Here is a 24,003-nt window from a genome sequence, read left to right on the forward strand (position 1 = left end):
CCCCGTAGCGCTTACTTCGTAACGCGCTGCAGCGAAAGAGCTGCGCATTATAAAGAATTATCAGAACCCGTCAACACCATACGGGAAAATAATTTAAACCACGCTCACGCGGGCAAACTTCCTCTTCCCGACCTGAAGCACAACAACCTCTCCAGCCTTCAAAACCAAACCCTTCTCGCTCAGCTTGTCACCATTCAATCGCACTCCGCCCTGGTCGATCATTCTCAGAGCCTCCGAAGTACTGGCCGTCAAACCCGCCTGCTTCAGGACCGCACTGATTGAAACCCCTTCCACGCCTCCAGGCAACGAGACCTCTGGAATGTCATCGGGAATCGCGTTCCGCTGAAAACGCGCCTCGAAGTCCTCCAAGGCCGCCCCAGCGGCAGCTTGCCCATGAAAACGGGCTACCAATTCCTGCGCCAGCATCACTTTTACATCGCGCGGGTTTCGCCCGCCGACAATCGCCTCACGCAAGCCTTTGATTTCCTCAGCGCCCCTGAACGACAGTAAGTCATAGTAACGCCACATCAGATCATCGGAGATAGACATCACCTTGCCGAAAATCTCATTGGGCGGCTCATAAATGCCAATGTAATTACCCAGGGATTTCGACATCTTGTTTACGCCATCCAACCCCTCAAGGAGCGGCATTGTGAGCACGCATTGCGGCGCCTGGCCGTAATGTTTCTGCAACTCACGCCCGACAAGCAGATTGAAACGCTGATCCGTACCACCCAATTCAATATCAGCCTTCAACGCCACCGAGTCGTAGCCTTGACACAGGGGGTAGAGGAACTCGTGAATCGCGATCGGCTGCTGAGCCGAATAACGCTTCGAGAAGTCATCGCGCTCCAGCATTCGCGCCACGGTATGCTGAGCAGCAAGGCGGATCATGCCCGACGCCCCCAAGGCCTCCATCCAACTGGAATTGAAGCAAACCTCGGTCTTGGCAGGATCAAGGATCTTGAACACCTGGTCCTGATAAGTACGGGCATTGTCCAGCACCTGCTCACGCGTGAGCGGCGGCCGGGTCGTGTTCTTGCCTGAAGGATCACCAATCATGCCAGTGAAGTCACCAATCAGGAATAACACCTGATGGCCGAGCTCTTGAAAATGGCGCAACTTGTTGATCAGCACCGTGTGCCCAAGGTGCAGGTCCGGCGCGGTGGGATCGAAGCCTGCCTTGACACGCAAAGGACGCCCCGTTTTAAGCTTCTCAACCAGATCAGCCTCGATCAGAAGCTCATCCGCCCCCCGCTTGATCAACTCCAGCGACGCAGTAATGTCAGTCATATCTATCCTTGCACAGCCTCGGAGCAGCGCTCAAACCGAATGGCGCGTAGCCACAAGCGCGAACCACCCCGAAAAAAGAGAGCCGAAATTCTAGCCCATCCCGAAAACGGGATGCAGCATTCCGCCCTACTCACAAAGAAAAAGCGCCTGTCACTTACGCAACAGGCGCCTTTCGGCAAAACCGAGCCAACCAAGGCGGAATAAACCGCCCCTTCTAACGACTCAGATCATGCGGAAAACGACGAGCCGCAACCACAAGTACTCGTCGCATTGGGGTTGCGAATCACGAACTGGGAGCCTTCAAGCCCCTCCGTATAGTCGATCTCCGCCCCTACCAGATACTGGTAGCTCATGGGATCGATCAGCAACATCACCCCCTCCTTTTCCATAACGGTGTCATCTTCGTTGCGGATCTCATCGAAGGTAAAACCGTACTGAAAACCGGAACAGCCACCGCCCGTCACGAAGACACGCAACTTGAGATCCGGATTGCCCTCCTCGAGGATCAACTCCTTCACCTTGCTGGCAGCGCTATCGGTAAACACAAACGGGCTCGGCATTTCGGTCACGGCATCCATGGAACAACTCCTTCAAAACGATCGTCGGATTATGGTCAGCCCCCAACGGCGGGTCAAGGCAACACCATCAAATAGTCGACAAAAACACTCAATTTTAGTTCAAGGCATCACCGGGATCTGCCCGAGACCTGCAGTTTCAGGCAACCCGAAGAGAATGTTCATATTCTGCACCGCCTGACCTGCCGCCCCCTTCACGAGGTTGTCGATGACCGACAGCACCACGACCACATCCCCCCCCTGCGGACGATGAACCGCAATCCGACAGATGTTGGCGGAACGTACAGAACGCGTGGAAGGATGAGCCCCGCGCGGCATCACATCGACAAACGGCTCGTCGGCAAAGCGGGACTCAAACAGCTCCTGCAGATCAACATCCTTCGTAAGACGTGCGTACAGCGTCGCATGAATGCCACGAATCATCGGGGTGAGATGCGGGACGAAAGTCAGCCCGACGGGCGCCTTGGCGTAGCGCGACAACCCCTGCCGGATCTCCGGCAGATGCCGATGACCGGCCACACCGTAAGCCTGGAAGTTGTCCGCCGACTCGGAGAACAGAATGTGCGTCTCCGCCTTGCGGCCGCCGCCGGAGACACCGGACTTGGCATCTGCAACCAAGCCGTCCAGTTGCACGACACCAGCTTCGACGAGCGGCAAAAAGCCCAACTGCACTGCAGTGGGATAACAACCCGGATTGGCCACCACCCGCGCAGCCTTGACAGCCTCGCGATTCACCTCCGGCAGACCATACACAGCCTCAGCCACCAGCTCGGGGCAGGCGTGCGTCATCCCGTACCACTTCTCCCACTCAGCCACATCAGAGATACGGAAGTCCGCAGCCAGATCGATGACCTTCACACCCGCAGCAACAAGGGCCGCGGCCTGCTGCATCGCAATCCCATTAGGCGTAGCAAAGAAGACAACATCACACCCTGACAGGTCGGCCGCCTGGGGATCAACAAACCGCAGATCAACCCGGCGGCGAAGGCTCGGGAACATATCCGCCACCGGCATCCCCGCCTCGCCACGCGAGGTGATCGCCTTCAGCTCCACATCCGGATGCTGCGCCAGCAAGCGCAACAGCTCAACCCCGGTATATCCCGTCCCACCAACCACACCAACCTTGACCATGCTTGCCCCCAACAGGAAATGAACTACCAGCAGACACCCGAACTATGCCGGAACAACATACTACGCCAAGATGACAAAAAGCCGCCCGAAGGCGGCCTTTTGACCATGCTCGAAGCGAATTAACGCTTGGAGAACTGCTTGCGACGACGCGCCTTACGGAAGCCGACCTTCTTACGCTCGACCTCGCGGGCATCACGAGTCACCAAGCCAGCCTTCTTCAGCGGGGACTTGAGCTCTGCATCGTAGTCGATCAGCGCACGGGTAATGCCGTGACGCACAGCACCAGCCTGACCAGATTCACCACCGCCGGTCACATTGACCAGAATGTCGAAGCTGTCGACGAAGTTGGTCAGAACCAGCGGCTGACGCACGATCATGCGGCCGGTTTCACGGGAGAAGAACTGATCAACCGGCTTGCCGTTCACGACGATGTTGCCGGAGCCCTTCTTGATGAAGACACGAGCAACAGCCGACTTGCGACGACCGGTACCGTAGTTGTAAGTCACAGCCATTATCGGCTCCTGTTAAATCGCGAGAACTTGGGGCTGCTGTGCGGCATGCGGATGCTCGGCACCGGCGTAGCACTTCAGCTTCTTCAGCATGGCGTAGCCGAGCGGGCCCTTGGGCAGCATGCCCTTGACAGCCTTTTCAAGCACACGAGCGGGGAAGCGCTGCTGCAGCTTAGTAAAGTTGGTTTCGTAGATACCGCCCGGATAACCGGAGTGGCGGTAGTACTTTTTGTCCTGGGCCTTGGTGCCGGTCACACGCAGCTTGTCGACGTTAACGACAACGATGAAATCACCGGTATCGACGTGCGGGGTGTAGATGGCTTTATGTTTGCCGCGCAAGCGAAGCGCAACCTGGGAAGCAAGCCGACCAAGGACTAGGTCCGTCGCATCGACGACGAACCAGTCGCGCTTGACCTCGTGCGGCTTGGCAGAAAACGTTTTCATGAAGATCCCTCTGACTTTTCCCGACACCGGGAACGACCATAATTCGGAAAGCCGTGGATTTTACCCCAACCAAGAAGCTGGTGTCAAACACTATCGCAAGGCAAAAAAAAGCGCAGATCGGGGAGATCTGCGCTAAATCCACACCAAAGGAGGAGGGTGGAGGAGACACCTTTCAGCCGCTCCCGACAACAAAAGCAACTGGACTGAGGAAATTATCGCTCTCGAAAACCTGAGGCGCAAGATTTTTTTGTGCATCGCACAACAATATTATCTATCACAAAATAGATTTAACTTATCGGCGAATATTTATACAAGCCAATGATTTAACTATACAAATCCAACATAACACTCACTCGCACCACACCTCAAGCGAGAACATGAACCGCCGCGACAATACCGCATCGCAACATGAAAGCTCTGCTGCGCCTCCCCTCAAGACGGCTACAATCGATGCTCAGAAAAGGGGGCCAGCCCCTCCAGACAGTCGATATCGAAGGGAAACAGAATGGAGTGTGTAGTCAAGTGGGTTGGTGAGATGACCTTCATGGCCGAAACGGGCTCAGGTCACACAGTCACGATGGACGGCGCCCCGGACGCTGGGGGACGCAATCTGGCGCCGCGGCCGATGGAGATGATGCTGGCTGGCGCAGGCGGGTGCACGGCGTTCGACGTTGTTCTGATCCTCAAGCGGGGCCGGCAGGATGTCCGGGATTGCAGCGTACGCCTGAAGGCCGAGCGCGCAGAAACCGATCCCAAGGTATTCACCCGAATCTCGTTTCACTACATCGTCACGGGGCATGAACTGAAGCCGGAGAGCGTCGAGCGCGCCATCAAACTGTCGTCAGATAAGTATTGCTCCGCCACAATCATGCTCAGCAAGACCGCGGAAATCGAACACACCTGGGAAATCGTCCAAGTCTAGGCTTCGCTGAGATCAGAGCCAGTACGCAACGCCGGTCATAAGCTTCGAGGTCGCCTTCATGGCGGCCTTCACTGGCGTGGGAAGCTCAACCGCACCGAGCCGCACGGCCGTATCGGCGTGCGCGACTTCGTCGACCTTCATCTGAGTGACGATTTCACGAGACCGCAGATCCTGTTCTGGCAGACGGCCCAAGTGACTATCCAGGTGGGCCTCGACTTGGCGTTCCGTTTCGGCCAGGAAGCCCAAATTAACGCCATCCCCAAAACGCGCCGCCAACATGCCGATGGCCAGCGACCCGCTGTACCAGACAGGATTCAGAAAACTCTTACGCCCTCCCAACTCTGCAATCCGGCGCTCGGTCCAGGCCAGATGCTCCGTCTCCTCGTGCGCAGCGCCCGCCAATGCTTTCTTGATGCCCTCGTTCTGAGACATCAGCGCCTGCCCTTGGTACAAGGCTTGAGCACAGATTTCACCACAGTGATTCACCCTCATCAGAGAGGCGGCATGGCGCTTCTCCTGATCACTCATGTCAGCCTCGGGCAAAGTCTCGCCCGGCACCGGGCGCACCGTATAAGCATCGGCAAACACCGTGCGCAAGGCCTTGTCGAAACCGATGATCAGTTGATCCAGCATTCCTGCCCTCCACTACTTGAAATTTGACGTCAACGCAGGCCAGCTGCCTGCCGCAGGGATCGCACGATACCGTCCCGGTCCGGGCGGATGGACCCTGCCGGACAAAAGAAATCCTTGGCCAGCAATGCATACTGCCGATTGAACGCATTGTCGCTGATCCGCCGCCATTCGTCGGAACGGGGCTTGATCCACTCCCGGTCGTTCCGACCGATGGCGTAGAGCTTTCGCTCTGCCGTCTCACAGCGAACCCCCTCGAAGCTCACGTTTTGCGCACCACCCGCGCTGCGCACGACCAACGTGAAACGGACGATGCCGTCTCCCGCCAGAGTCAGCGACTTTTCATCGATGTACGACGAGGATGTGGACTCCGTCCCCATATCGAGGGGAATCAGGTGAGCGCGCTCCGGGAAAGCGGGGAACTCCGGCTCAATTTCCTTCCACGCTGGCATGACCTCATCTTCAAAGAGGGCCGTGCGACCACTGGCACACCCGACAAGCACAACACTCGCCGCAGCGAAGAAAAACGGAACGCATGACCGGGCCAAACGGGAAACTGCATCCATCAGGTTTCAAAGGGGAGGATGAAAGAAAGACCCGATTCTACTCTCCTCCCCTTTCTCCTAGCCAAACCCATGCAGCGCCGGGCAGCCATTCGTCCGGAAACTCAACTGCCAATGGCAGCCTCAATCTCCGCAAACGTGCGCGCCACCTCCGTCGTTTGCAGGGGGATGCCCATCTGGCGCGCGATCTGGGATGCAGAAAAGATCCCCCTGATCACAGGAGCCTCGCCCCCCTCATCCTCAACCACGAGCGCATGCTGCCGGCCACAGGCCTTGAGCATCGCCACAACGTGCCCTACTTCTGCGCGCAACACGTCGGCCATCGTCACGGCGTCGAGCTCTTCGGTCGCCACCATGATGTCACGCACGGTCAATTCTTCATGGCGCGCCATCCGTTCTCGCGCGGCCCGTGTCGGCTTCTCGCCGAGCAGGTCATTGGACGTGACGATGCCCACCACGCGCCGGTCGCCGTCCGTTGCGAAGAGCATTCGCACGCCGCGCAGGATCATGCTGTGATTGGCCTCGACGAGGGAAACCCCGTCAGAGATGGTTGCCGCAGGAATCCGCCGCAAATCGGTCATCACTTCGATGGCGGGCGACGACGCAACCACCTTCGTCAAGCTCCAGGCATCCGCAACCTCGCAAGTGCCACTCTTGACCCGAAACTGCCGGATCGGCTGATAGTGCAAGCGCTCCATGGTGTTTCCTCCCGATGTGCCCCTACAGCAAAGAACCCGGATCGCCTGGCGGCGCACCCGGACCCGTTGTCGCATTCAATGCGACAACTAAACCCGACGACACTTGTTGGATGAGACAAAAAGACGTGCGCCGAGTTTCAGCTCGGCACACGTCTTGTCAGGAGAGGGGAGGTTTCCCCGGAGACTCCGGGGTTACGACGATCGGTCGGTAGCTTTCCGGAATATCGAGGGTTCGATCACGGAACAACAGGCGGGACAACTCCAGCAACGCCGCCTGATAAACGCCGCGTTTGAACTCGATGACCGCCTCAAGGGGCACCCAATAATAACTCCAGCGCCAGGCATCGAACTCCGGGTGAGTACTTGCACGCAGGCAAACGTCGGAATCGCGTCCCACCAGTCGCAACAGGAACCAGATCTGCTTCTGGCCGCGATAGGTGTTACGCCATTCCCGCTTGATCCAGTGCTTGGGCACGTCGTAGCGCAACCAGCCGCGGGTGCGGCCGATGATACGAACGTGCTCAGGCTTCAAGCCGACTTCTTCGAAGAGCTCACGGTACATGGCCTGTTCCGGCGACTCGCCGTGCTTGATTCCGCCCTGCGGAAACTGCCAGGAATGTTCTCGTATCCGTTTGCCCCAGAAAACCTCGTTGCGCGCATTCACCAGAATGATGCCGACGTTAGGCCTGTAGCCTTCACGGTCGAGCATGGTGCAACCTTTAATTCATGAACTGTGCGGAATTCTTCCATATTTCCCCTTGTCGCGGAAGCCGACGCCCCGAATCGGTGCAATGCAACAGAAGCGGCGCCAAGGCGCAAGGTGCACGTTAAAATTGCGCGCTGTACTAACAATGGACTCCGTCATGCGTGCCTCCCAGTTCTTCCTCTCCACCCTCAAGGAAGCCCCTTCCGACGCGGAAGTCATCAGCCACAAACTGATGATGCGCGCGGGGCTGATCAAGCGCCTCGCCGGCGGTATCTACACCTGGATGCCCCTGGGCCTGCGCGCCCTGCGCAAGGTGGAAGCCATCGTGCGGGAGGAGATGAACCGAGCCGGCGCCATCGAAGTGCTGATGCCCGCCGTGCAACCGGCCGAACTGTGGCAGGAGTCCGGCCGCTGGGATTTCTACGGTCCCGAACTGCTTCGCTTCAAGGACCGCCACGACCGTGATTTCGTCGTCGGCCCGACCCACGAGGAAGTCATCACCGACGTGGTGCGCAAGGAACTGAAGAGCTACCGTCAGCTGCCCAAGCACTTCTACCAGGTCCAGATGAAGTTCCGCGACGAAATCCGCCCCCGTTTCGGGGTGATGCGCGGCCGCGAGTTCGTCATGAAGGACGGCTACTCCTTCCACAGCTCCTTCGAGGATCTGCAGCGGGAATACCGCAACATGTACGACACCTATCACCGCATCTTCAACCGGCTCGGCCTGAAATTCCGCGCCGTTGCGGCGGATACCGGCTCAATCGGCGGCACCGGCTCCCACGAATTCCACGTGATCGCCGAGACCGGCGAGGACGACATCGCCTACTGTCCGGATTCCGACTACGCCGCCAACGTGGAACTCGCCGAAGCCCTGGCACCGACCACCCCGCGCCCCGCTGCCAGCACTGCACTGACCAAGGTGCATACCCCCGGCGCCAAGACCATCGACGAGCTGGCAGCCTTCCTGAAGATCCCCGCCACCCAGACCGTCAAGGCGATCGTGGTAGACGGCGACGAAGCGTCCGGCGGCAAGCCCGTGCTGTTCCTGCTGCGCGGCGACCACGAACTCAACGAGGTCAAGGCCCAGAAGGTCGCCGGCGTCAAGAATCCGCTGACCTTCGCCTCCCCGGCCTCCATCCTGGCCGCCTTCGGCGCCAACGCCGGCTCCCTCGGCCCCGTCGGCTTCCAGGGCCGCGTAGTCGTGGACCGCACCGTTGCGGCGATGGCCGATTTCGTCACCGGCGCCAACGAGGACGACTACCACTACACCGGCGTCAACATCGGCCGTGACTTCCCCGAAGCCGAAGTGGCCGATTTGCGCAACGTCGTCGTCGGCGATCCTTCGCCGGACGGCAAGGGCAGCCTCGACATCTGCCGCGGCATCGAAGTCGGCCACATCTTCCAGCTGCGCACCAAGTACTCCGAAGCCCTCGGCTGCAAGTTCCTCAACGAGCAAGGCAAGGAACAGGTCATGGAGATGGGGTGCTACGGCATTGGCGTCTCACGCATCCTCGGCGCCGCCATCGAGCAGAACAACGACGCCCGCGGCATCATCTGGCCCGACGCCATCGCCCCCTTCCAGGTCGCCATCGTACCGATGGGCTATGCCAAGTCCGAAGCTGTGCGCGAGACCGCCGACAAGCTGTACGGCGAACTGGTCGCCGCCGGCATCGATGCCTTCCTCGACGACCGGGACGAGCGTCCGGGCTCCCTGCTCGCCGACAACGAGCTGATCGGCACGCCGCACCGCGTCGTCATCGGCGACCGCGGCCTGAAAGAGGGTGTCGTCGAATACCAAGGCCGCCGCGACGCCGAAGCCACCAAGCTGGCCGTTGGCGACATCGCCGCTACGGTCATCGCCAAGCTGAAGGGCTGAAGCATGCTGCCCATGCGTTCCATCGTCGCCCGCATACTGGCCACCTGCCTGCTGGGCGGGACGACGATGGCGCATGCCGGCAGCCAGCTCTACGAGCCGCTCGCCGCCAGCGTGCAGGCCGCGCTACACGCGGCGGTCGCCGACCAGGCCCCGCTCGACCCAAGCTTCGAACGCTCTCCCGAGCGGGCTCGCTGGCTGGCCGAAATGTCCCACCGGCTGACCAAGCGCATCCCTGACGAAACCTATCGCTCCGAACTCCTACGGGCGATCCACTACGAAGCCACCCGCGCCGGCCTCGACCCTCAGCTGGTACTGGGCCTGATCCAGGTGGAGAGTGGTTTCAAGAAGTACGCCCTGTCCACCGCCGGGGCCCGCGGCTACATGCAGGTCATGCCGTTCTGGGTCAAGCTGATCGGCAACCAGGAGAGCAACCTCTTCCACATGCGCACCAACCTGCGCTTTGGCTGCACGATCCTGCGCCATTACCTGGACATCGAACGGGGCGACCTGTTCCGCGCGCTGGGGCGCTACAACGGCAGCCTCGGACGCCCCGAGTACCCGAACATGGTGCGCGCCGCGTGGGAGCACAACTGGGCGTATCCGAGTTTCCGGCTGGCTCAGAGTCCTTGAAAACAAACGGGCGCCCCATAGCGCCCGTTTGCTTATGTACCAAAAGAAGCCTCAGGCCGTGATGATCCCGCCACCCAGGCACACCCGGCTTTCGTAGATCACCACACTCTGGCCCGGCGTCACCGCCCACTGGGGCTGGGCAAAGGCAATCTCGGCCCGACCGTCGGCAAGCACATCGATCTCACAGGGCGCGTCCGGCGTCCGGTAACGCGGCTTGGCCGTGTACACCCAGTGCGTACGCGGATCCCGGCCGGCAACCCAGCTCAGATCGCTGATCAGGAGGCGATCCTTCAACAGCGCCGGGTGATCGTGGCCCTGCACGACGTACAGCACGTTCTTCGCCATGTCCTTCTGCGCGACGTACCAGGCGTCGTGCTCGCCCGCGTCATCCTGGTTGCCCTTGATACCGCCGATCTGCAAGCCCTTGCGCTGGCCGATGGTGTGATGCATCAGGCCCTGGTGCTGGCCGATCACCTTGTCGCCTTCCAGCGTGCGGATCTCGCCTGGCTTGGCCGGCAGGTAGCGGGACAGGAATTCCCGGAACGGACGCTCGCCGATGAAACAGATGCCCGTCGAATCCTTCTTGGCATGCACATGCAGGTTGGCCGCCTCGGCCATCTTGCGCACGTCGCGCTTGTAGAGATGGCCGATGGGGAACAAGGCCTTCGACAGTTGGGCCTGGTTCAGGCGATACAGGAAGTAGCTCTGGTCCTTGGTGCCGTCTTCCGCCTTGAGCAACTGGTACTCGGTGCGCCCGTCGTTGGTCCATTCGCGCACCTGCGCGTAGTGGCCGGTAGCGATGCGATCCGCGCCCAGCGCCAGCGCGTGGTCAAGAAAGGCCTTGAACTTGATTTCCGAGTTGCACAGGATGTCCGGGTTGGGCGTGCGGCCCGCCTCGTACTCGCGCAGAAAATCGGCGAAAACCCGTTCCTTGTACTCCTTGGAGAAGTTCACCACTTCCAGCTCGATGCCCAGCACATCGGCCACCGACACCACGTCCACCAGGTCCTCCCGGGTCGAACAGTATTCATCGTCGCCATCGTCCTCCCAGTTCTTCATGAACAGGCCGACCACGTCGTAGCCCTGCTGCTTGAGCAGCATCGCCGCCACCGACGAATCCACGCCGCCGGACATGCCGACGATGACTTTTTCCTTACGAGACATTCGGTCCCTCTCCATCCAGCCAATCTTCCAGGGGCAACACCACGGCAGGATCGCCGTGCTCCCCAAACCAAGTATCCACCACGAATCGCGCCCCAGCAGCCGACGCCTCGTCGTCCTTCTCGCGAATCACCGCCGAAAAATGCTGGGCGACCAGCCAGCGCACCCGGCGATGCACCTCATCCACCACATGAAAACGCAGCAGCCCGCGCCGCGCCAGCATCTGCAGCATGCGCGTCGTGGTCTCGGCGTGATCGATGCAGTCCATCTTCCCCGGCACGTCGTCGTCGAGGTAGTCACCCGGCCGATCCACATGAATCGGTGACTGCTCGCCCGCCCAGCGATATAACTGGCCCATCACCTGAGCGAGGATTGCCCGCTCAGCCGGTGCAGAAGACGCACGGCTCAAACGTCCGGCCAGTACCTCGAGTTGCCCCTCGGAAAACACCACAGGCGACTCATTGAGGCACCCGTAGTTGAAACATACCGCCAGACGCTCGTCAGCCGAGGCCGCACCCGCACCGAACAGCATGCAGATTGCCAGGAGGCCCGGACGCACCATCAAACGTCGTAGTGGCGCAACAGATCCAGCGGATAACGCCTCCCCGCCAAGTAATCCTCGCAGCACTGCAGGATCAAGGGACTGCGATGACGCACCCGCGTCTCCCGCAACTCGTCCAGCGTCAGCCATACGGCCCTCACGATTCCCGAATCCAGTTTTCGCTCCGGGTCGAGGCCGGTCACGCTGCCACCAAACGTGAACCGCAGGTAGGTGATATCGCTGCCGGGCTTGGGCCACTGGTAGATCCCCACCAGGAATTCCGGCTTGAAGTGATGTGCGGTCTCCTCCAGCGCCTCGCGGGTCGCAGCCTGCAGCAGGGATTCGCCCTGGTCCAGGTGGCCCGCCGGCTGGTTGAAACGCAGTCCGCTCTCGGTCTCCTCCTCGACGACCAGAAAGCGCCCGTCGCGCTCGACCACAGCCGCCACCGTCACATTCGGTTTCCAGACTCTCATCGACATCCCGCCACAGACAAAGCCGCCATTTTACCCCCTTCCGGGTGAGGGTCCGCAGCCTCACGGAATGAGCTAGAATCGTGGGCTCGAAATTTACTGTTTTCAGCTGGAGATCCCCACAATGTCAATGGCAGACCGCGACGGTTTCATCTGGTACGACGGCAAGCTCGTGCCGTGGCGCGAAGCGACCACCCACGTGCTCACCCACTCCCTGCACTACGGCCTGTCCGTATTCGAGGGCGTCCGCGCGTACAAGACCGTCAAGGGCACGGCGATCTTCCGTCTCGCCGAGCACACCCAGCGCCTGCTCAACTCCGGCAAGATCTACATGATGAACATTCCTTACTCCAAGGAAGTTCTGATGGAAGCCCAGCTGGAAGTGGTCCGCGCCAACAAGCTCGAATCCTGTTACCTGCGCCCGATCGCCTTCTACGGCTCTGAAAAGATGGGCATCTCCACCAAGGGCGCCACCGTCCACGTGGCGATCGCCGCTTGGCCGTGGGGCGCCTATCTGGGTGAAGACGGCCTCGAGAAGGGCATCCGCGTAAAGACCTCGTCCTTCGCCCGTCACCACGTCAACGTCACCATGCCGCGCGCCAAGCTGGCTTCCACCTACGCCAACTCCATCCTGGCCAACCTGGAAGCCACCGAAGCCGGCTACGACGAAGCCCTGTTGCTCGACACCAACGGTTTCGTGGCCGAAGGCGCCGGCGAGAACCTTTTCGTGATCAAAGACGGCGCCATCTACGAACCCGAGATCGCCTCCGCGCTGACCGGCATCACCCGCGCCTCCGTGATCCGCGTCGCCAAGGAATTCGGCCTCGACGTCGTTTCCAAGCGCATCACCCGCGACGACATCTACATCGCCGATGAAGCCTTCTTCACCGGCACCGCCGCCGAAGTGACCCCGATCCGCGAGCTGGACGGCCGCACCATCGGCGAAGGCAAGCGTGGCCCGATCACCGAGAAGCTGCAGACCCGCTTCTTCCAGATCGTCAATGGCCAGGCCCCCGAATACGAAGAGTGGCTGTCTTACATCTAAGATCCCAGGGAGCAACCCATGCCTGAAAATCAGGACAAGTCGAAGCCGATCGAAATCACCGCCCACGAGCTGCCGCTGCACTGCCCGATGCCCGATGCCCCGCTGTGGGCGCGGCATCCGCGCGTCTTCCTCGACGTCACCAAGGAAGGTCAGGCGACCTGCCCGTACTGCGGTGCGAAATACGTCTTCACGGGCGAACTGCCCAAGGGACACCACTGAGGCTCCTCACCGGGCCACAGCCAGAACGGGGGCGGCAACGCCCCCGTGTCGCATGCGAACGTCCACCCGAGAAACACGCATGAGCAACCCGATCTACACTTCACCCGACGACGCCGAAGCGGCGTTCTCCGCCGCACTGGCCCGCGCCGACATCGACGGCATGATGTCCGTCTGGTCGGAAGACGAAGAAGTTGTCTGCGTCCACCCCGGCAGCATCCGTCTCGTCGGGCTTGTCGCAATCCGGGAGTCCTGGCGCCAGCTTTTCGCCAGCGGCAGTCGCATCAACGTCAGTATCAGCCACCCGGTACGCTGGGTCAGCGTCATGACGGCCGTGCACACGCTGCAGCAGCACGTGCACGTGGAAGGCGACGACCGCCTCCATCCACCGATCATCGCCACCAACGTATTTACCCGCGGCGCGCTGGGCTGGAGGATGGTCATGCATCACGCCTCCCTCGCCCCCGACATGGACAGCCTGCACAGCAACGACACGCCCCACGTGGTCCATTGACGACCGCCACGCACCCGCCACCTGGGACTTATGTCGCCCCCCGCTGGCTGCCCGGCGGGCACGCCCAGACCATCTGGCCTCTGCTCCGCAAGGGGTCACTGCCCGCCCTTCACCGTGAACGCTGGGACACGCCGGACGGCGACTTCATCGACCTCGACTGGCTGCCACTGCGCCCCGGCACTCCGCTGGTCGTGCTTTTCCATGGGCTGGAAGGCTCCAGCCGGTCACCCTATGCGCGTTACCTCATGCGGCATCTGGCCGAACGGGGCTGGAATGGGGTCATCCCGCACTTTCGCGGCTGCTCGGGTGAGCCCAATCGCCTGCCCCGCGGCTATCACGCCGGTGACGCGGAAGAAATCGGCTGGATCCTTGAACGCCTGGCGGCACGCTTTCCGGCACAGCCCCGCTACGCCGCCGGTGTATCCCTCGGTGGCAATGCCTTGCTGCTCTGGCTGGGCACCCGCGGCATCTCCGCCACCCGGCTGATCGATGCAGCTGCGGCAATCTGTCCCCCTGTCGACATGAACGCAACTGGCCACGTGCTGGCCCAGGGGTTCAACCGCCTTTATACCCGCCACTTTCTGACAACCCTCAAGCGCAATGCGGCCATCAAGCTGGGACACCATCCGGGAATTTTCGATGGCCGTGCCATGTGGCAGGCACGCACACTGCATGAGTTCGACAACCTGGTAACGGCCCCCTTGCACGGCTTTCGCAACGCCGATGAATACTGGCAGCAGGCATCGAGCAAGCCGCACTTGCCGGGCATCCGCGTTCCAACCCTGCTGCTCAACCCGCTGAACGACCCCTTTCTCCCCGCCCATCACCTGCCCGGCCCGCGGGACGTTTCCAGCACGGTGCGCCTGGAGCAGCCCCTGGAAGGCGGTCACGTGGGTTTCGTCAGCGGCGCGTGGCCTGGACATCTGAACTGGCTCCCGCTGCGCATCCTGTCCTTTTTTCATGCCGGCGGCTGACGGTTGCCATCGCACTCCATGCGGGCACACAAGAAAACGTTAATTTCCGTGCCGCCGGCACACCCAGCCGTCATGGTGCACCGCGTATAATCGAGTCCTCATCGTTTCCGACCGGAGTTCCCAGTATGTTCGTTCCCGCCCCAGAGATCTTCAAGGCCTATGACATTCGCGGCATCGTCAACAAGACCCTGACAGCCGAAGCCGTACGCGCGATCGGCCAGGCCCTCGGTTCCGAAGCAGTAGCCCGCGGTCAGAAAGCCATCGCAGTAGGGCGGGATGGACGCCTGTCCGGTCCGGAACTGGCCGGTGCGCTTGCCGACGGCATCCGCGCCGCCGGCGTGGACGTCATCGATGTCGGCTGTGTGCCGACCCCACTGACCTACTTTGCCGCCTACGAGTTGGATACCCACTCCTGCGTGTCCGTCACCGGCAGCCACAACCCGCCCGACTACAACGGCCTCAAGATGGTCCTCGGTGGCCAGACCCTGTTCGGCGAACTGATCCAGGGCCTGCGCCAGCGCATCATCGATGGCAACCTGGTCACGGCCACAACCCCCGGCAAGCTGACCCAGGCCAACGTGGTACCCGCCTATATCGAAAAGATCGTCGGCGACGTGAAGCTGTCCCGCCCCATGAAGGTCGTGATGGATGCCGGCAACGGCGTTGCCGGCGCAGTCGCCCCGGAGCTCTTCAAGCGCCTCGGTTGCGAGCTGGTCGAACTGTTCTGTGACGTGGATGGCACCTTCCCCAACCACCACCCCGACCCCTCCAAGCCGGAAAACCTGAAAGATGTCATCCGTGCCCTTCAGGAAACCGATGCCGAAATCGGCCTAGCCTTCGATGGCGACGGCGACCGCCTGGGCGTCGTCACCAAAGATGGCGAGATCATCTTCCCCGACCGCCAGCTGATGCTGTTCGCCGAAGACGTGCTGACCCGCGTGCCGGGCGGCGAGATCATCTACGACGTCAAATGCACCCGCAACCTGGCCGGCTGGATCAAGGAGCGTGGCGGCAAGCCCACCATGTGGAACACCGGCCACGCGCTGGTCAAGGCCAAGCTGAAGGAAACCGGCGCCCCCTTGGCCGGCGAGATGAGCGGCCACGTGTTCTTCAAGGAACGCTGGTACGGCTTCGACGACGGCCTGTACACCGGCGCCCGCCTGCTCGAAATCCTGTCCCGCCACGCCGACGCCAACCCGGTGCTGAAGGGCCTGCCCAACGCCACCAGCACGCCCGAGTTGAACATCAAGATGAATGAAGGCGAACCTTTTGCGCTGGTGGACAAGCTCAAGGCCGAGGCCCAGTTCAACGGTGCCGAGAGCATCCTGACCATCGACGGCGTGCGGGTCGAATACGCCGATGGTTTCGGTCTGGCTCGTCCGTCCAACACCACACCGGTCGTCGTGCTGCGCTTCGAAGCCGACAACCAGGCCGCCATCGAGCGCATCCAGGCCGACTTCCGGCGCGCCATCGAAGGGGTCTGGCCGGGCGTCACACTGCCGTTCTGATCGACCGACCGGGCCTGCGCCCTCGCAGCCAGGCCCGGCTGGGCAGATTTTTGCGCAAACCTCTTTCTCCTTCGCGAGAAAACAGTGAGACTGGCAGCCGGCAACAGCCACCCCACCCGCACCGGGACGTCGCCATAAGTTCCACGCCTCGATGAAGGAGCAGCCATGAAGGCTGTGCCCACTTTTCAGTCGGCAAGCTTCAGCGCATCCCAGTTCCGGACACGGCTGATCATCGCCGTCGTCCTGCTGAACTTGATGGTCATCGGCTTGGCCTTCCAATCCCTTAACCAGGGGTTGGAACAGTCGCGGGCGCGGGCCATCGTCAACACCCGCAATCTGGCGCAACTCCTCGATCACGACATCGCGGCGATCTTCGATCGCATCGACCTGACCCTCCAGGCCCTGGTGGACGATCTCGACGAAGGCCCGTCAGCAACACGCGACACCAAGCGCTACCAGACCATTCTGCAGCAGCATTTCGCCCGTCAGCCGGCCCTGCACAGCCTGCTGATCGTCGATGAACAAGGCTCTCTGCTCGCCAGCAGCGGCCAGCCCAACCGAACCCCCCGCTTGCTGGCCGACCGGGACTATTTTCTTCGCCACCGAGCTTCCTCATCAACCGGCTTGATCATCTCCCCGCCCCTCCAGGGGCGCGTCGGCGGCGAATGGATCATTACGCTGAGCCGACGCATCAATACTCACAACGATCAATTTGCCGGTATTGCCGTCGCCAGCATCCGCCTTGCCCATCTTCGCGAGCTATTTGCGAGCCTCAACCTCGGGCCCGCTGGAGCCGTCACGCTGCGCGACACCGACCTTGGCCTGATCACCCGTCATCCGGCACCAAGCACCCCGGAAATCCGGATCGGCTCGCGGGCCGTATCACCACAACTCGCAGCAGCCATCCGCGCCGATCCCGAGCAAGGCGCCTATCTGGCCGTCACCCAGATCGATGGTATCGAACGAACCAACGCCTACCGGCGCATGAGTCGTTATCCCTACTACATCATCGTCGGCCTCGCCGATGACGATTACCTGCTCGGCTGGTACCGCGAGCTCACCAAAACAGTGGTACAGGTCGTCATCTTCGTCCTTGCAACCCTCCTCATGCTGGGTCTGCTGATCCACCTCTGGTCGCTCCGGGAACGCGATCTGCAACACATTGCGAGCAAGGAACTGGAGCTGCGCATCCTGCTCGACACCGCACCTGATGCGATCGTCATCATCGATATATCCGGGCATGTCCGCCGTGCCAATCAGCGGGCGCTGAGCACCTTTGGCTATCAGTACGAAGATCTGATCGGACGTCCCATCGGAAACCTGCTGGCATCCGAGTGGAGCGAGCTGAGTCAGCCATCGCAATCCGTCGCCGACGTGGACCTCATTGCCGTCGCAGCGGATGGCCGCCGCTTTCCGATCAGCGTCAGCATGACCCCGACCGAAACCGAAAGCGGCCGCATGGCAACGCTGGTGATCCGCGACAGCAGTGAGCGCCGCGAACGGGAAGACGCGCTGCGCCTGGCCTCCCTCGTCTATCAAGCAGTCGGTGAGGCCATCATGGTCACCGATACAAGCAACCGCATCGTCGCCATCAACCCCGCCTTCACCCGCCTCATGGGATACACGCCGGAGGAAGCCATTGGCCAGCGAGCGGGGTTTTTGAGTTCCGGACGCCATGACCATGCGTTCTTCCGCACGATGTGGGAAAGCCTGGATGCCACCGGCACCTGGAAAGGGGAAATACTGAACCGACGGCACAACGGGCAGATCGCAGCCGACTGGTTGATGATCAACACCATCTACGACGACAACGGTCAGGTGCAGTGGCGGGTCGGCATGTACTCCAGCGTCACCGAGCAAAAACGCGCCGAGGAGCAGCTGTGGCGCCAGGCCAGCTACGACACGCTGACCGACCTGCCCAACCGGCGCCTGCTGCTCGACCGCCTGCAGCAGGACATGAACATCGCCGACCGCACGGAAACAGAAGTTGCGCTGTTGCTGGTCGATCTCGACCACTTCAAGGAGGTGAACGACACCCTCGGCCACCTGGCCGGCGATCAGTTGCTGATCGAGGTCGCCCACCGTCTGACGGCCTGCATCCGTGAAATGGACACGGCGGCACGACTCGGCGGTGATGAATTCGCAGTGCTCCTGGGCGGCATCACCGATCGCCAGCACGTCGAGCCCATCGCCCAGTCAATCCGCAGCACGCTGGCCACCCACTACGCACTCAAGGAAGGCGATGCGCGGATCTCCGCCAGCATCGGGATCGCCCTCTACCCGTCGGACGCCGGGGACGCCGAAGCGCTGTTCCAGCACGCGGACCAGGCCTTGTACCTCGTCAAGGGCACCGGTCGCAACGGTTTCAGCTTCTATTCGGCACCGTCCACGGAAAAACGGCCGGCAGACGGCCCGGCCGTTCAACTCGAAGCCTCTTCCTCGACGGAGGAGAAGCTCGGCGACGCTGAAGCGGTAGCGCCAACGCGCACCGCCCCGGGAACGCCGAATACCGTTTAGCCCAGTTTTCCGCCCACCCAACCGGCCACCCCAGCCAGCGCAGCGGGAAGCGCGGCAGCATCGGTGCCCCCGGCCTGGGCCATGTCGGGACGGCCACCGCCCTTGCCGCCGACCTGCTGGGCAACGAAGTTGACCAGTTCGCCAGCCTTGACCTTGCCGGTCAGGTCGGCAGTCACGCCGGCGATCAGGCTGACCTTGCCGTCATTCACGCTGGACAGCACGATGGCGGCGGACTTGAGCTTGTCCTTCAGCTTGTCCAGGGTCTCGCGCAGGGTCGGCACGTCGGCGCCTTCCAGCGTGGCAGCCAGCACCTTGGCGCCGGCCACGTCGCTGGCCTGGGCCGCCAGCTCGTCACCCTGGCTGGCCGCCAGCTTGCTCTTCAGGCGAGCGATCTCTTTCTCCGCTGCATGCAGCTTTGCTTTCAGCTTGGCGGCCTGTTCGGTGGCCGTAGAACCTACAACAGAAGCAAAACCGAGCTCGAAGGAAAGATTTTCGTAATCATCAAACACACGCTGCACCCGGTCAAATGCCACATCGCCACACACCGCCTCGATCCGGCGCACGCCCGCGGCGACGCCACCTTCGAGGGTGATCTTGAACAGGCCGATGTCACCGGTACGGGCCACGTGGGTGCCGCCGCAGAGTTCCTTGGAGGAGCCGATGGTCAGCACGCGCACTTCATCACCGTACTTCTCGCCGAACAGCATCATCGCGCCGGTCTTCTGGGCGGACTCGATGTCCATCACGCTGGCGTCCGTCGCGGCGTTGGCGAGAATCTCGTCATTGACGATGCGCTCGATGCGGGCGATCTCCTCGGCCGTCACCGGCTGGGTGTGGGCGAAGTCGAAGCGGGTCTTGTCCGGATCGACCTGGGAGCCCTTCTGCTGCACGTGGCTGCCGAGCACTTCACGCAGGGCCTTGTGCAGCAGGTGGGTCGCCGAGTGATGGCGGGCGGTGCGGGCGCGGGCCTGGGTATCCACCTTGGCGGTGACACCGTTGCCGACGGTCAGCTTGCCGGTGGTGACCACGCCGTGGTGACCGAAGACGGTGGCCTGGATCTTCAGGGTGTCTTCCACCGCGAAGATGCCATGCACGGAACGCAGCTCACCGCGGTCACCGACCTGACCGCCGGATTCAGCGTAGAACGGCGTGTCGTCGAGGACCACGACGCCCATTTCACCCTCGTTCAGCTCATTGACGGCCACGCCGTCCTTGTAGAGGGCCAGCACATTGCCCTTGGCTTCGAGACTTTCGTAGCCGTGGAAGGTCGTCGCCGGACCGTCATATTCCAGGTTGGCCGCCATCTTGAACTTGCCGGCGGCACGGGCCTGTTCCTTCTGGCGCGCCATCGCGGCGTCGAAGGCGGCGCTGTCCACGGTCACGTTGCGCTCGCGGCACACGTCGGCGGTCAGATCGAGGGGGAAGCCGAAGGTGTCGTGCAGCTTGAAGGCGGTCTCACCGTTGAACACAGCAGACCCGGCCGCTGCCATCGCCGCCAGTTCGCCTTCGAGGATGGCCATGCCGTTCTCGATGGTGGCGAAGAAGCGGTCTTCCTCCTGCTTGAGGATGTCGGTCACGCGGGCTTCCCCAGCCTTCAGCTCGGGATAGGCGTCGCCCATCTCGACGACCAGATCCGGCACCATCTTGTGGAAGAAGGCTGCGCGGGCGCCCAGCTTGTAGCCGTGGCGGATGGCGCGGCGGATGATCCGGCGCAGCACGTAACCGCGGCCTTCGTTGCCGGGGATCACGCCATCGGCGATCAGGAAGGAGCAGGCGCGGATGTGGTCGGCCAGCACCTTGAGGGACGGGCTGTCCATGTCGGCATCGGACGTTTCACGGGCCGCAGCCTTGATCAGGGTCTGGAACAGGTCGATCTCATAGTTGGCGTGCACGCCCTGCAGCACGGCGGAAACCCGCTCCAGGCCCATGCCGGTATCCACCGAGGGCTTGGGCAGCGGATGCATCACGCCGGCCTCGTCCCGGTTGAACTGCATGAACACGTTGTTCCAGATCTCGATGAAACGGTCGCCGTCTTCTTCCGGCGATCCCGGGGGGCCACCCCAGATATGCTCGCCGTGGTCGTAGAAGATCTCGGTGCACGGGCCGCAGGGGCCGGTATCGCCCATCATCCAGAAGTTGTCGGACGCGTAACGGGCACCCTTGTTGTCGCCGATGCGGATGACCTTGTCGGCCGGCACGCCGACTTCCTTGGTCCAGATGTCGTAGGCCTCGTCGTCTTCCGCGTAAACGGTGACGGTGAGCTTGTCCTTCGGCAGCTTGAAGACTTCGGTCAGCAGTTCCCAGGCATAGTGGATCGCATCGCGCTTGAAGTAATCGCCGAAGCTGAAGTTGCCCAGCATCTCGAAGAAGGTGTGGTGGCGGGCGGTATAGCCGACGTTCTCGAGGTCGTTGTGCTTGCCGCCGGCACGCACGCACTTCTGGGACGTGGTTGCGCGGGTGTAGGGGCGCTTGTCGAAGCCGAGGAAGACATCCTTGAACTGGTTCATGCCCGCGTTGGTGAACAGCAGGGTCGGATCCTCATGGGGAACCAGCGAGCTGGACGCCACGATCTGGTGGCCCTTGGAGGCGAAGAATTCGAGGAATTTCTGGCGGATTTCGGCGCTTTTCATCGGCGTGGGGTCTCCGGATGTCTCAACTGCGACGGTCGGGGAAGGACAAGTATCAAAGCCGTAAATTGTAGCATCCCTCCCCGCCGGGCCCCGCTGGCTATAATCGGCCTTCCAAAAACACAACTCCTTCAGGAGACAGCACAATGGGCCACCGCCTGTCCAAGATCTACACCCGTACCGGCGATGCCGGCACCACCGGCCTCGGCAACGGTAACCGGGTTTCCAAGAACAGCCTGCGCATCCATACCCTCGGGGAGGTGGACGAGGTGAATGCCGCCATCGGCGTGCTGCTGTGCGAGGAACTCCCGGACGACGTGCGCACCCTGCTGACCAACGTACAGCACGACCTTTTCGATCTGGGCGGCGAAGTGTGTATCCCCGGCATGGAGATGATCACCGCCAAGCAGGTGCAGTATCTGGAAGACGAACTGGATCGTTTCAACGACGATCTGGAGCCGCTGAAGGACTTCATCCTGCCCGGTGGCACCCACGCCGCCGCCCTCGCCCACCAGGCCCGAACCATTTGCCGCCGCGGCGAGCGGATGATCGTCGCACTGGCCCAGGAAGAGGCGGTCAATGACGCGCCGCGCCAGTACCTCAACCGCCTGTCCGACCTGCTCTTCGTGCTCGGCCGGGTGCTCAACCGCGCCGGCGGCCGCGGCGACGTGCTGTGGCAGAAGCGCAAGAACGCCTGAATTGAAAAAGGCTGCGGATCACGCAGCCTCTTTTTCCACGGGGGCGAATTCATTCACCTGCAGATGTCACCCCACGGAATGCTCCGCAACCCCAGAGCTAATCCGTCAGCCCCCTCTTTTCACCAGTCCACCTTCTGAATCTGCCCCAGCGAGCGCCCCAGGAAACGCTCGCCGATGGTCTGGAAGCGCAAAGGAATGTCGGTGACCGTATAGCGATACGTGGGCAGGCTGTCTCCAGAATTGGCGAGGCCCATTTCGTTCAGCGTACGCGCCGCCTGCTCGGCCACGGTGATGGCCGAATCGACCAGATGCACGTCCGGCCCGACGACGTCCTGCAGCAGCGGCTTGATCAGCGGATAGTGCGTACAGCCAAGGACCAGCGTATCCACGTTTTCCGCCAGTACCGGCTTGAGGTATTCCTGGGCCGTCAGGCGCGTCACCTGATGGTCCAGCCAGCCCTCCTCGACCAGCGGCACGAAGAGCGGGCAGGCCTGGGAGTACACACGCACACTGGGATCGATGGCGTGCATGCGGCGCGCGTAGGCATTGCTATTGACTGTCGTCGGCGTGCCGATCACGCCGATCGCCCGCGAACGGGATTCGGTGACAGCAGCTCTGGCTCCCGCATCGATCACGTCGAGCACCGGGATTCCGCCCGCCTTCTGTTTGACCACCGGCGCCGCCACCGCCGCCATGGTATTGCAGGCGATGATGAGCATCTTGACGCCCTGCTCAAGCAGGTAATCGGTGATCTGGCCGGTGAAGTGCTCAATGGTCGCCACTGACTTCACGCCATAGGGGACGCGAGCCGTATCGCCGAAATACACGATGCTCTCGAGGGGCAGGCGCTCCATCAGCGCGCGCACGACAGTGAGACCGCCCACACCGGAATCGAAGACCCCAATGGGCAGCTTGCCAGGATCGGACATGAAAATGCGGAGGAAAGAGAAGTCGTGGATTCTACGCCAGCCCGTCTCCTATGGAGAGGGGCTGGACGGATCAGTTCCTGAGACGTTCGATCATCTCCAGTTCTTCCTCCGGCGTGAAGGCGAACTTGTAGATCGACTTTTCATCGGGGAGCTCACGCCAGCGCCCGCCGATTTCCTTCATGCGCTGCTCGATACGCGCGCACGAGATGTGCATCAGCAAAGCCGGCGCCTTGACCCGCTCACACATGCGCTCCTCACCCAACTGGCGGAACTCCAGCATCCGTTCGTAGAAATCCCGATGACGCGGATTGATCTCGATGAGGATGTCGGTGCAGCCCTTGACGCGAGCCGAATAGATATAAAGCAGGTTGAACAGGGAAGCGATGAGGCGCTTGGAGCGGGCCGACGGATCGATGGCGAAACGCCCGAACTCACAGAGCTTGCGCCCCTGCGCACGCAGACGTGCGGCTTCGGCCCCATAAGTGCTGTCGAGAGCCAGCCCTGCAGGCGAGTCGACATTGACGGTGAGGGTCGCATAGACCCGGCCGAACAACTCGGCATTCATCGTCAGCTGGTTCGGTTCGTCCATCGAGCCGAGCTGGCCATAGCCACGCCACGCGTATCGCTTCTGGATCAGTAGTTCCGTTTCGCGACGACGCTCGCCGTCGCGCATGAGCATCTTGATGCGGAACTTGTCCGGCCGATGGCTGGGCGCGTCGACCTTGGGGTCGTCCTCGGCGATACATAGGGGATCGAAACGCCAGGCCTCCATGGCGGTCACTTCCGCCAGAGTCTGCGGAGCCGGGGTTTCGTGCACAGGAATTTT

General features: G+C 61.8%; 25 protein-coding genes. 10 read left to right on the plus strand and 15 right to left on the minus strand.

The window, feature by feature from the left end; all coding sequences use genetic code 11:
* Window positions 1-93 precede the first annotated feature (93 nt).
* The 5 genes from tyrS to rplM all read right to left on the minus strand — a co-directional run bounded on the left by tyrS (window position 94) and on the right by rplM (window position 3,952).
* Complete coding sequence (tyrS, locus tag B4920_RS23100; protein ID WP_079437042.1) at window positions 94-1,293, minus strand: tyrosine--tRNA ligase; 1,200 nt, start codon at window positions 1,291-1,293, stop codon at window positions 94-96.
* A 227-nt stretch (window positions 1,294-1,520) separates the two neighbouring features.
* A complete protein-coding gene (gene erpA / locus B4920_RS23105; protein ID WP_079437043.1) occupies window positions 1,521-1,871 on the minus strand; it encodes an iron-sulfur cluster insertion protein ErpA in 351 nt (116 codons plus the stop codon).
* Window positions 1,872-1,970: 99 nt separating this feature from the next.
* Entirely contained in the window at window positions 1,971-2,999 is a 1,029-nt protein-coding gene (gene argC, locus B4920_RS23110; RefSeq protein ID WP_079437044.1) for an N-acetyl-gamma-glutamyl-phosphate reductase, read from the minus strand.
* A gap of 119 nt (window positions 3,000-3,118) precedes the next feature.
* Window positions 3,119-3,511 carry a 30S ribosomal protein S9 gene (gene rpsI / locus B4920_RS23115; protein WP_079437045.1) on the minus strand — a complete coding sequence of 131 codons (393 nt, stop codon included), beginning with the start codon at window positions 3,509-3,511 and terminating at the stop codon, window positions 3,119-3,121.
* 12 nt (window positions 3,512-3,523) lie between these two features.
* Entirely contained in the window at window positions 3,524-3,952 is a 429-nt protein-coding gene (rplM, locus tag B4920_RS23120) for a 50S ribosomal protein L13 (protein ID WP_079437046.1), read from the minus strand.
* Between the two features lie 505 nt (window positions 3,953-4,457).
* On the opposite strand from rplM, the gene B4920_RS23125 reads away from it, so the two are divergent.
* Window positions 4,458-4,874, plus strand: coding sequence for an OsmC family protein (locus tag B4920_RS23125; protein WP_079437047.1), 417 nt, complete (start codon window positions 4,458-4,460; stop codon window positions 4,872-4,874).
* Window positions 4,875-4,886: 12 nt separating this feature from the next.
* On the opposite strand, the gene coq7 is transcribed toward B4920_RS23125, so the two are convergent.
* From coq7 to B4920_RS23145, 4 genes are all read right to left on the minus strand, one after another.
* Window positions 4,887-5,507 carry a 2-polyprenyl-3-methyl-6-methoxy-1,4-benzoquinone monooxygenase gene (gene coq7 / locus B4920_RS23130; RefSeq protein ID WP_079437048.1) on the minus strand — a complete coding sequence of 207 codons (621 nt, stop codon included), beginning with the start codon at window positions 5,505-5,507 and terminating at the stop codon, window positions 4,887-4,889.
* A 29-nt stretch (window positions 5,508-5,536) separates the two neighbouring features.
* Window positions 5,537-6,070: a CNP1-like family protein gene (locus B4920_RS23135; RefSeq protein ID WP_079437049.1), complete on the minus strand. Its 534-nt coding sequence runs from the start codon at window positions 6,068-6,070 to the stop codon at window positions 5,537-5,539.
* 101 nt (window positions 6,071-6,171) lie between these two features.
* Window positions 6,172-6,765: a CBS domain-containing protein gene (locus B4920_RS23140; protein ID WP_079437050.1), complete on the minus strand. Its 594-nt coding sequence runs from the start codon at window positions 6,763-6,765 to the stop codon at window positions 6,172-6,174.
* Window positions 6,766-6,922: 157 nt separating this feature from the next.
* On the minus strand, window positions 6,923-7,474 hold the full coding sequence (locus tag B4920_RS23145; protein WP_079437051.1) for an RNA pyrophosphohydrolase: 552 nt from the start codon (window positions 7,472-7,474) through the stop codon (window positions 6,923-6,925).
* Window positions 7,475-7,628: 154 nt separating this feature from the next.
* Here B4920_RS23145 and B4920_RS23150 point away from each other — a divergent pair, with 154 nt between their 5' ends.
* Together B4920_RS23150 and B4920_RS23155 are read left to right on the plus strand one after the other, a co-directional pair.
* Window positions 7,629-9,347, plus strand: coding sequence for a proline--tRNA ligase (locus tag B4920_RS23150; protein WP_079437052.1), 1,719 nt, complete (start codon window positions 7,629-7,631; stop codon window positions 9,345-9,347).
* A 12-nt stretch (window positions 9,348-9,359) separates the two neighbouring features.
* The gene (locus B4920_RS23155) at window positions 9,360-9,977 is read left to right on the plus strand and encodes a lytic transglycosylase domain-containing protein (protein ID WP_173862695.1); all 618 of its coding nucleotides are present in this window, start codon (window positions 9,360-9,362) and stop codon (window positions 9,975-9,977) included.
* A gap of 51 nt (window positions 9,978-10,028) precedes the next feature.
* Here the strand turns inward: B4920_RS23155 and mnmA are convergent, their stop codons facing one another.
* From mnmA to B4920_RS23170, 3 genes are read right to left on the minus strand one after another with little or no spacing between them, the layout of a single operon-like run.
* Window positions 10,029-11,141 carry a tRNA 2-thiouridine(34) synthase MnmA gene (mnmA, locus tag B4920_RS23160; RefSeq protein WP_088179535.1) on the minus strand — a complete coding sequence of 371 codons (1,113 nt, stop codon included), beginning with the start codon at window positions 11,139-11,141 and terminating at the stop codon, window positions 10,029-10,031.
* The gene (locus B4920_RS23165) at window positions 11,131-11,670 is read right to left on the minus strand and encodes a hypothetical protein (protein ID WP_216819995.1); all 540 of its coding nucleotides are present in this window, start codon (window positions 11,668-11,670) and stop codon (window positions 11,131-11,133) included. The genes mnmA and B4920_RS23165 overlap by 11 nt, the downstream gene beginning before the upstream one ends.
* 29 nt (window positions 11,671-11,699) lie before the next feature.
* The gene (locus B4920_RS23170; RefSeq protein ID WP_079437056.1) at window positions 11,700-12,158 is read right to left on the minus strand and encodes an NUDIX hydrolase; all 459 of its coding nucleotides are present in this window, start codon (window positions 12,156-12,158) and stop codon (window positions 11,700-11,702) included.
* 115 nt (window positions 12,159-12,273) lie between these two features.
* On the opposite strand from B4920_RS23170, the gene B4920_RS23175 reads away from it, so the two are divergent.
* From B4920_RS23175 to B4920_RS23200, 6 genes are all read left to right on the plus strand, one after another.
* Window positions 12,274-13,194 carry a branched-chain amino acid transaminase gene (locus B4920_RS23175; RefSeq protein ID WP_079437057.1) on the plus strand — a complete coding sequence of 307 codons (921 nt, stop codon included), beginning with the start codon at window positions 12,274-12,276 and terminating at the stop codon, window positions 13,192-13,194.
* Between the two features lie 18 nt (window positions 13,195-13,212).
* Complete coding sequence (locus tag B4920_RS23180) at window positions 13,213-13,413, plus strand: zinc-finger domain-containing protein (RefSeq protein ID WP_079437058.1); 201 nt, start codon at window positions 13,213-13,215, stop codon at window positions 13,411-13,413.
* Window positions 13,414-13,492: 79 nt separating this feature from the next.
* On the plus strand, window positions 13,493-13,924 hold the full coding sequence (locus B4920_RS23185; RefSeq protein ID WP_079437059.1) for a nuclear transport factor 2 family protein: 432 nt from the start codon (window positions 13,493-13,495) through the stop codon (window positions 13,922-13,924).
* On the plus strand, window positions 13,921-14,898 hold the full coding sequence (locus B4920_RS23190; protein WP_079437060.1) for a YheT family hydrolase: 978 nt from the start codon (window positions 13,921-13,923) through the stop codon (window positions 14,896-14,898). Before B4920_RS23185 ends, B4920_RS23190 begins: the two co-directional genes overlap by 4 nt.
* A gap of 125 nt (window positions 14,899-15,023) precedes the next feature.
* Window positions 15,024-16,406, plus strand: a complete 1,383-nt coding sequence (locus B4920_RS23195) for a phosphomannomutase/phosphoglucomutase (protein ID WP_079437061.1) — start codon at window positions 15,024-15,026, stop codon at window positions 16,404-16,406.
* A gap of 165 nt (window positions 16,407-16,571) precedes the next feature.
* Window positions 16,572-18,923, plus strand: a complete 2,352-nt coding sequence (locus B4920_RS23200; protein ID WP_079437062.1) for a diguanylate cyclase — start codon at window positions 16,572-16,574, stop codon at window positions 18,921-18,923.
* Here the strand turns inward: B4920_RS23200 and alaS are convergent.
* Window positions 18,920-21,553, minus strand: a complete 2,634-nt coding sequence (alaS, locus tag B4920_RS23205) for an alanine--tRNA ligase (protein ID WP_079437063.1) — start codon at window positions 21,551-21,553, stop codon at window positions 18,920-18,922. The genes B4920_RS23200 and alaS overlap by 4 nt on opposite strands.
* A 143-nt stretch (window positions 21,554-21,696) precedes the next feature.
* Between alaS and B4920_RS23210 the strand changes: the two genes are divergently transcribed.
* Window positions 21,697-22,248, plus strand: a complete 552-nt coding sequence (locus B4920_RS23210; protein WP_079437064.1) for a cob(I)yrinic acid a,c-diamide adenosyltransferase — start codon at window positions 21,697-21,699, stop codon at window positions 22,246-22,248.
* A gap of 119 nt (window positions 22,249-22,367) precedes the next feature.
* Here the strand turns inward: B4920_RS23210 and murI are convergent, their stop codons facing one another.
* Window positions 22,368-23,177 (minus strand): glutamate racemase, encoded by an 810-nt coding sequence (gene murI / locus B4920_RS23215; RefSeq protein WP_079437065.1) that lies wholly within the window; start codon window positions 23,175-23,177, stop codon window positions 22,368-22,370.
* 70 nt (window positions 23,178-23,247) lie between these two features.
* Complete coding sequence (locus tag B4920_RS23220) at window positions 23,248-23,994, minus strand: long-chain N-acyl amino acid synthase (protein WP_139379606.1); 747 nt, start codon at window positions 23,992-23,994, stop codon at window positions 23,248-23,250.
* Window positions 23,995-24,003: the final 9 nt, after the last annotated feature.

This window comes from Zoogloea sp. LCSB751 (assembly GCF_002028455.1).
GTDB lineage: Bacteria > Pseudomonadota > Gammaproteobacteria > Burkholderiales > Rhodocyclaceae > Zoogloea.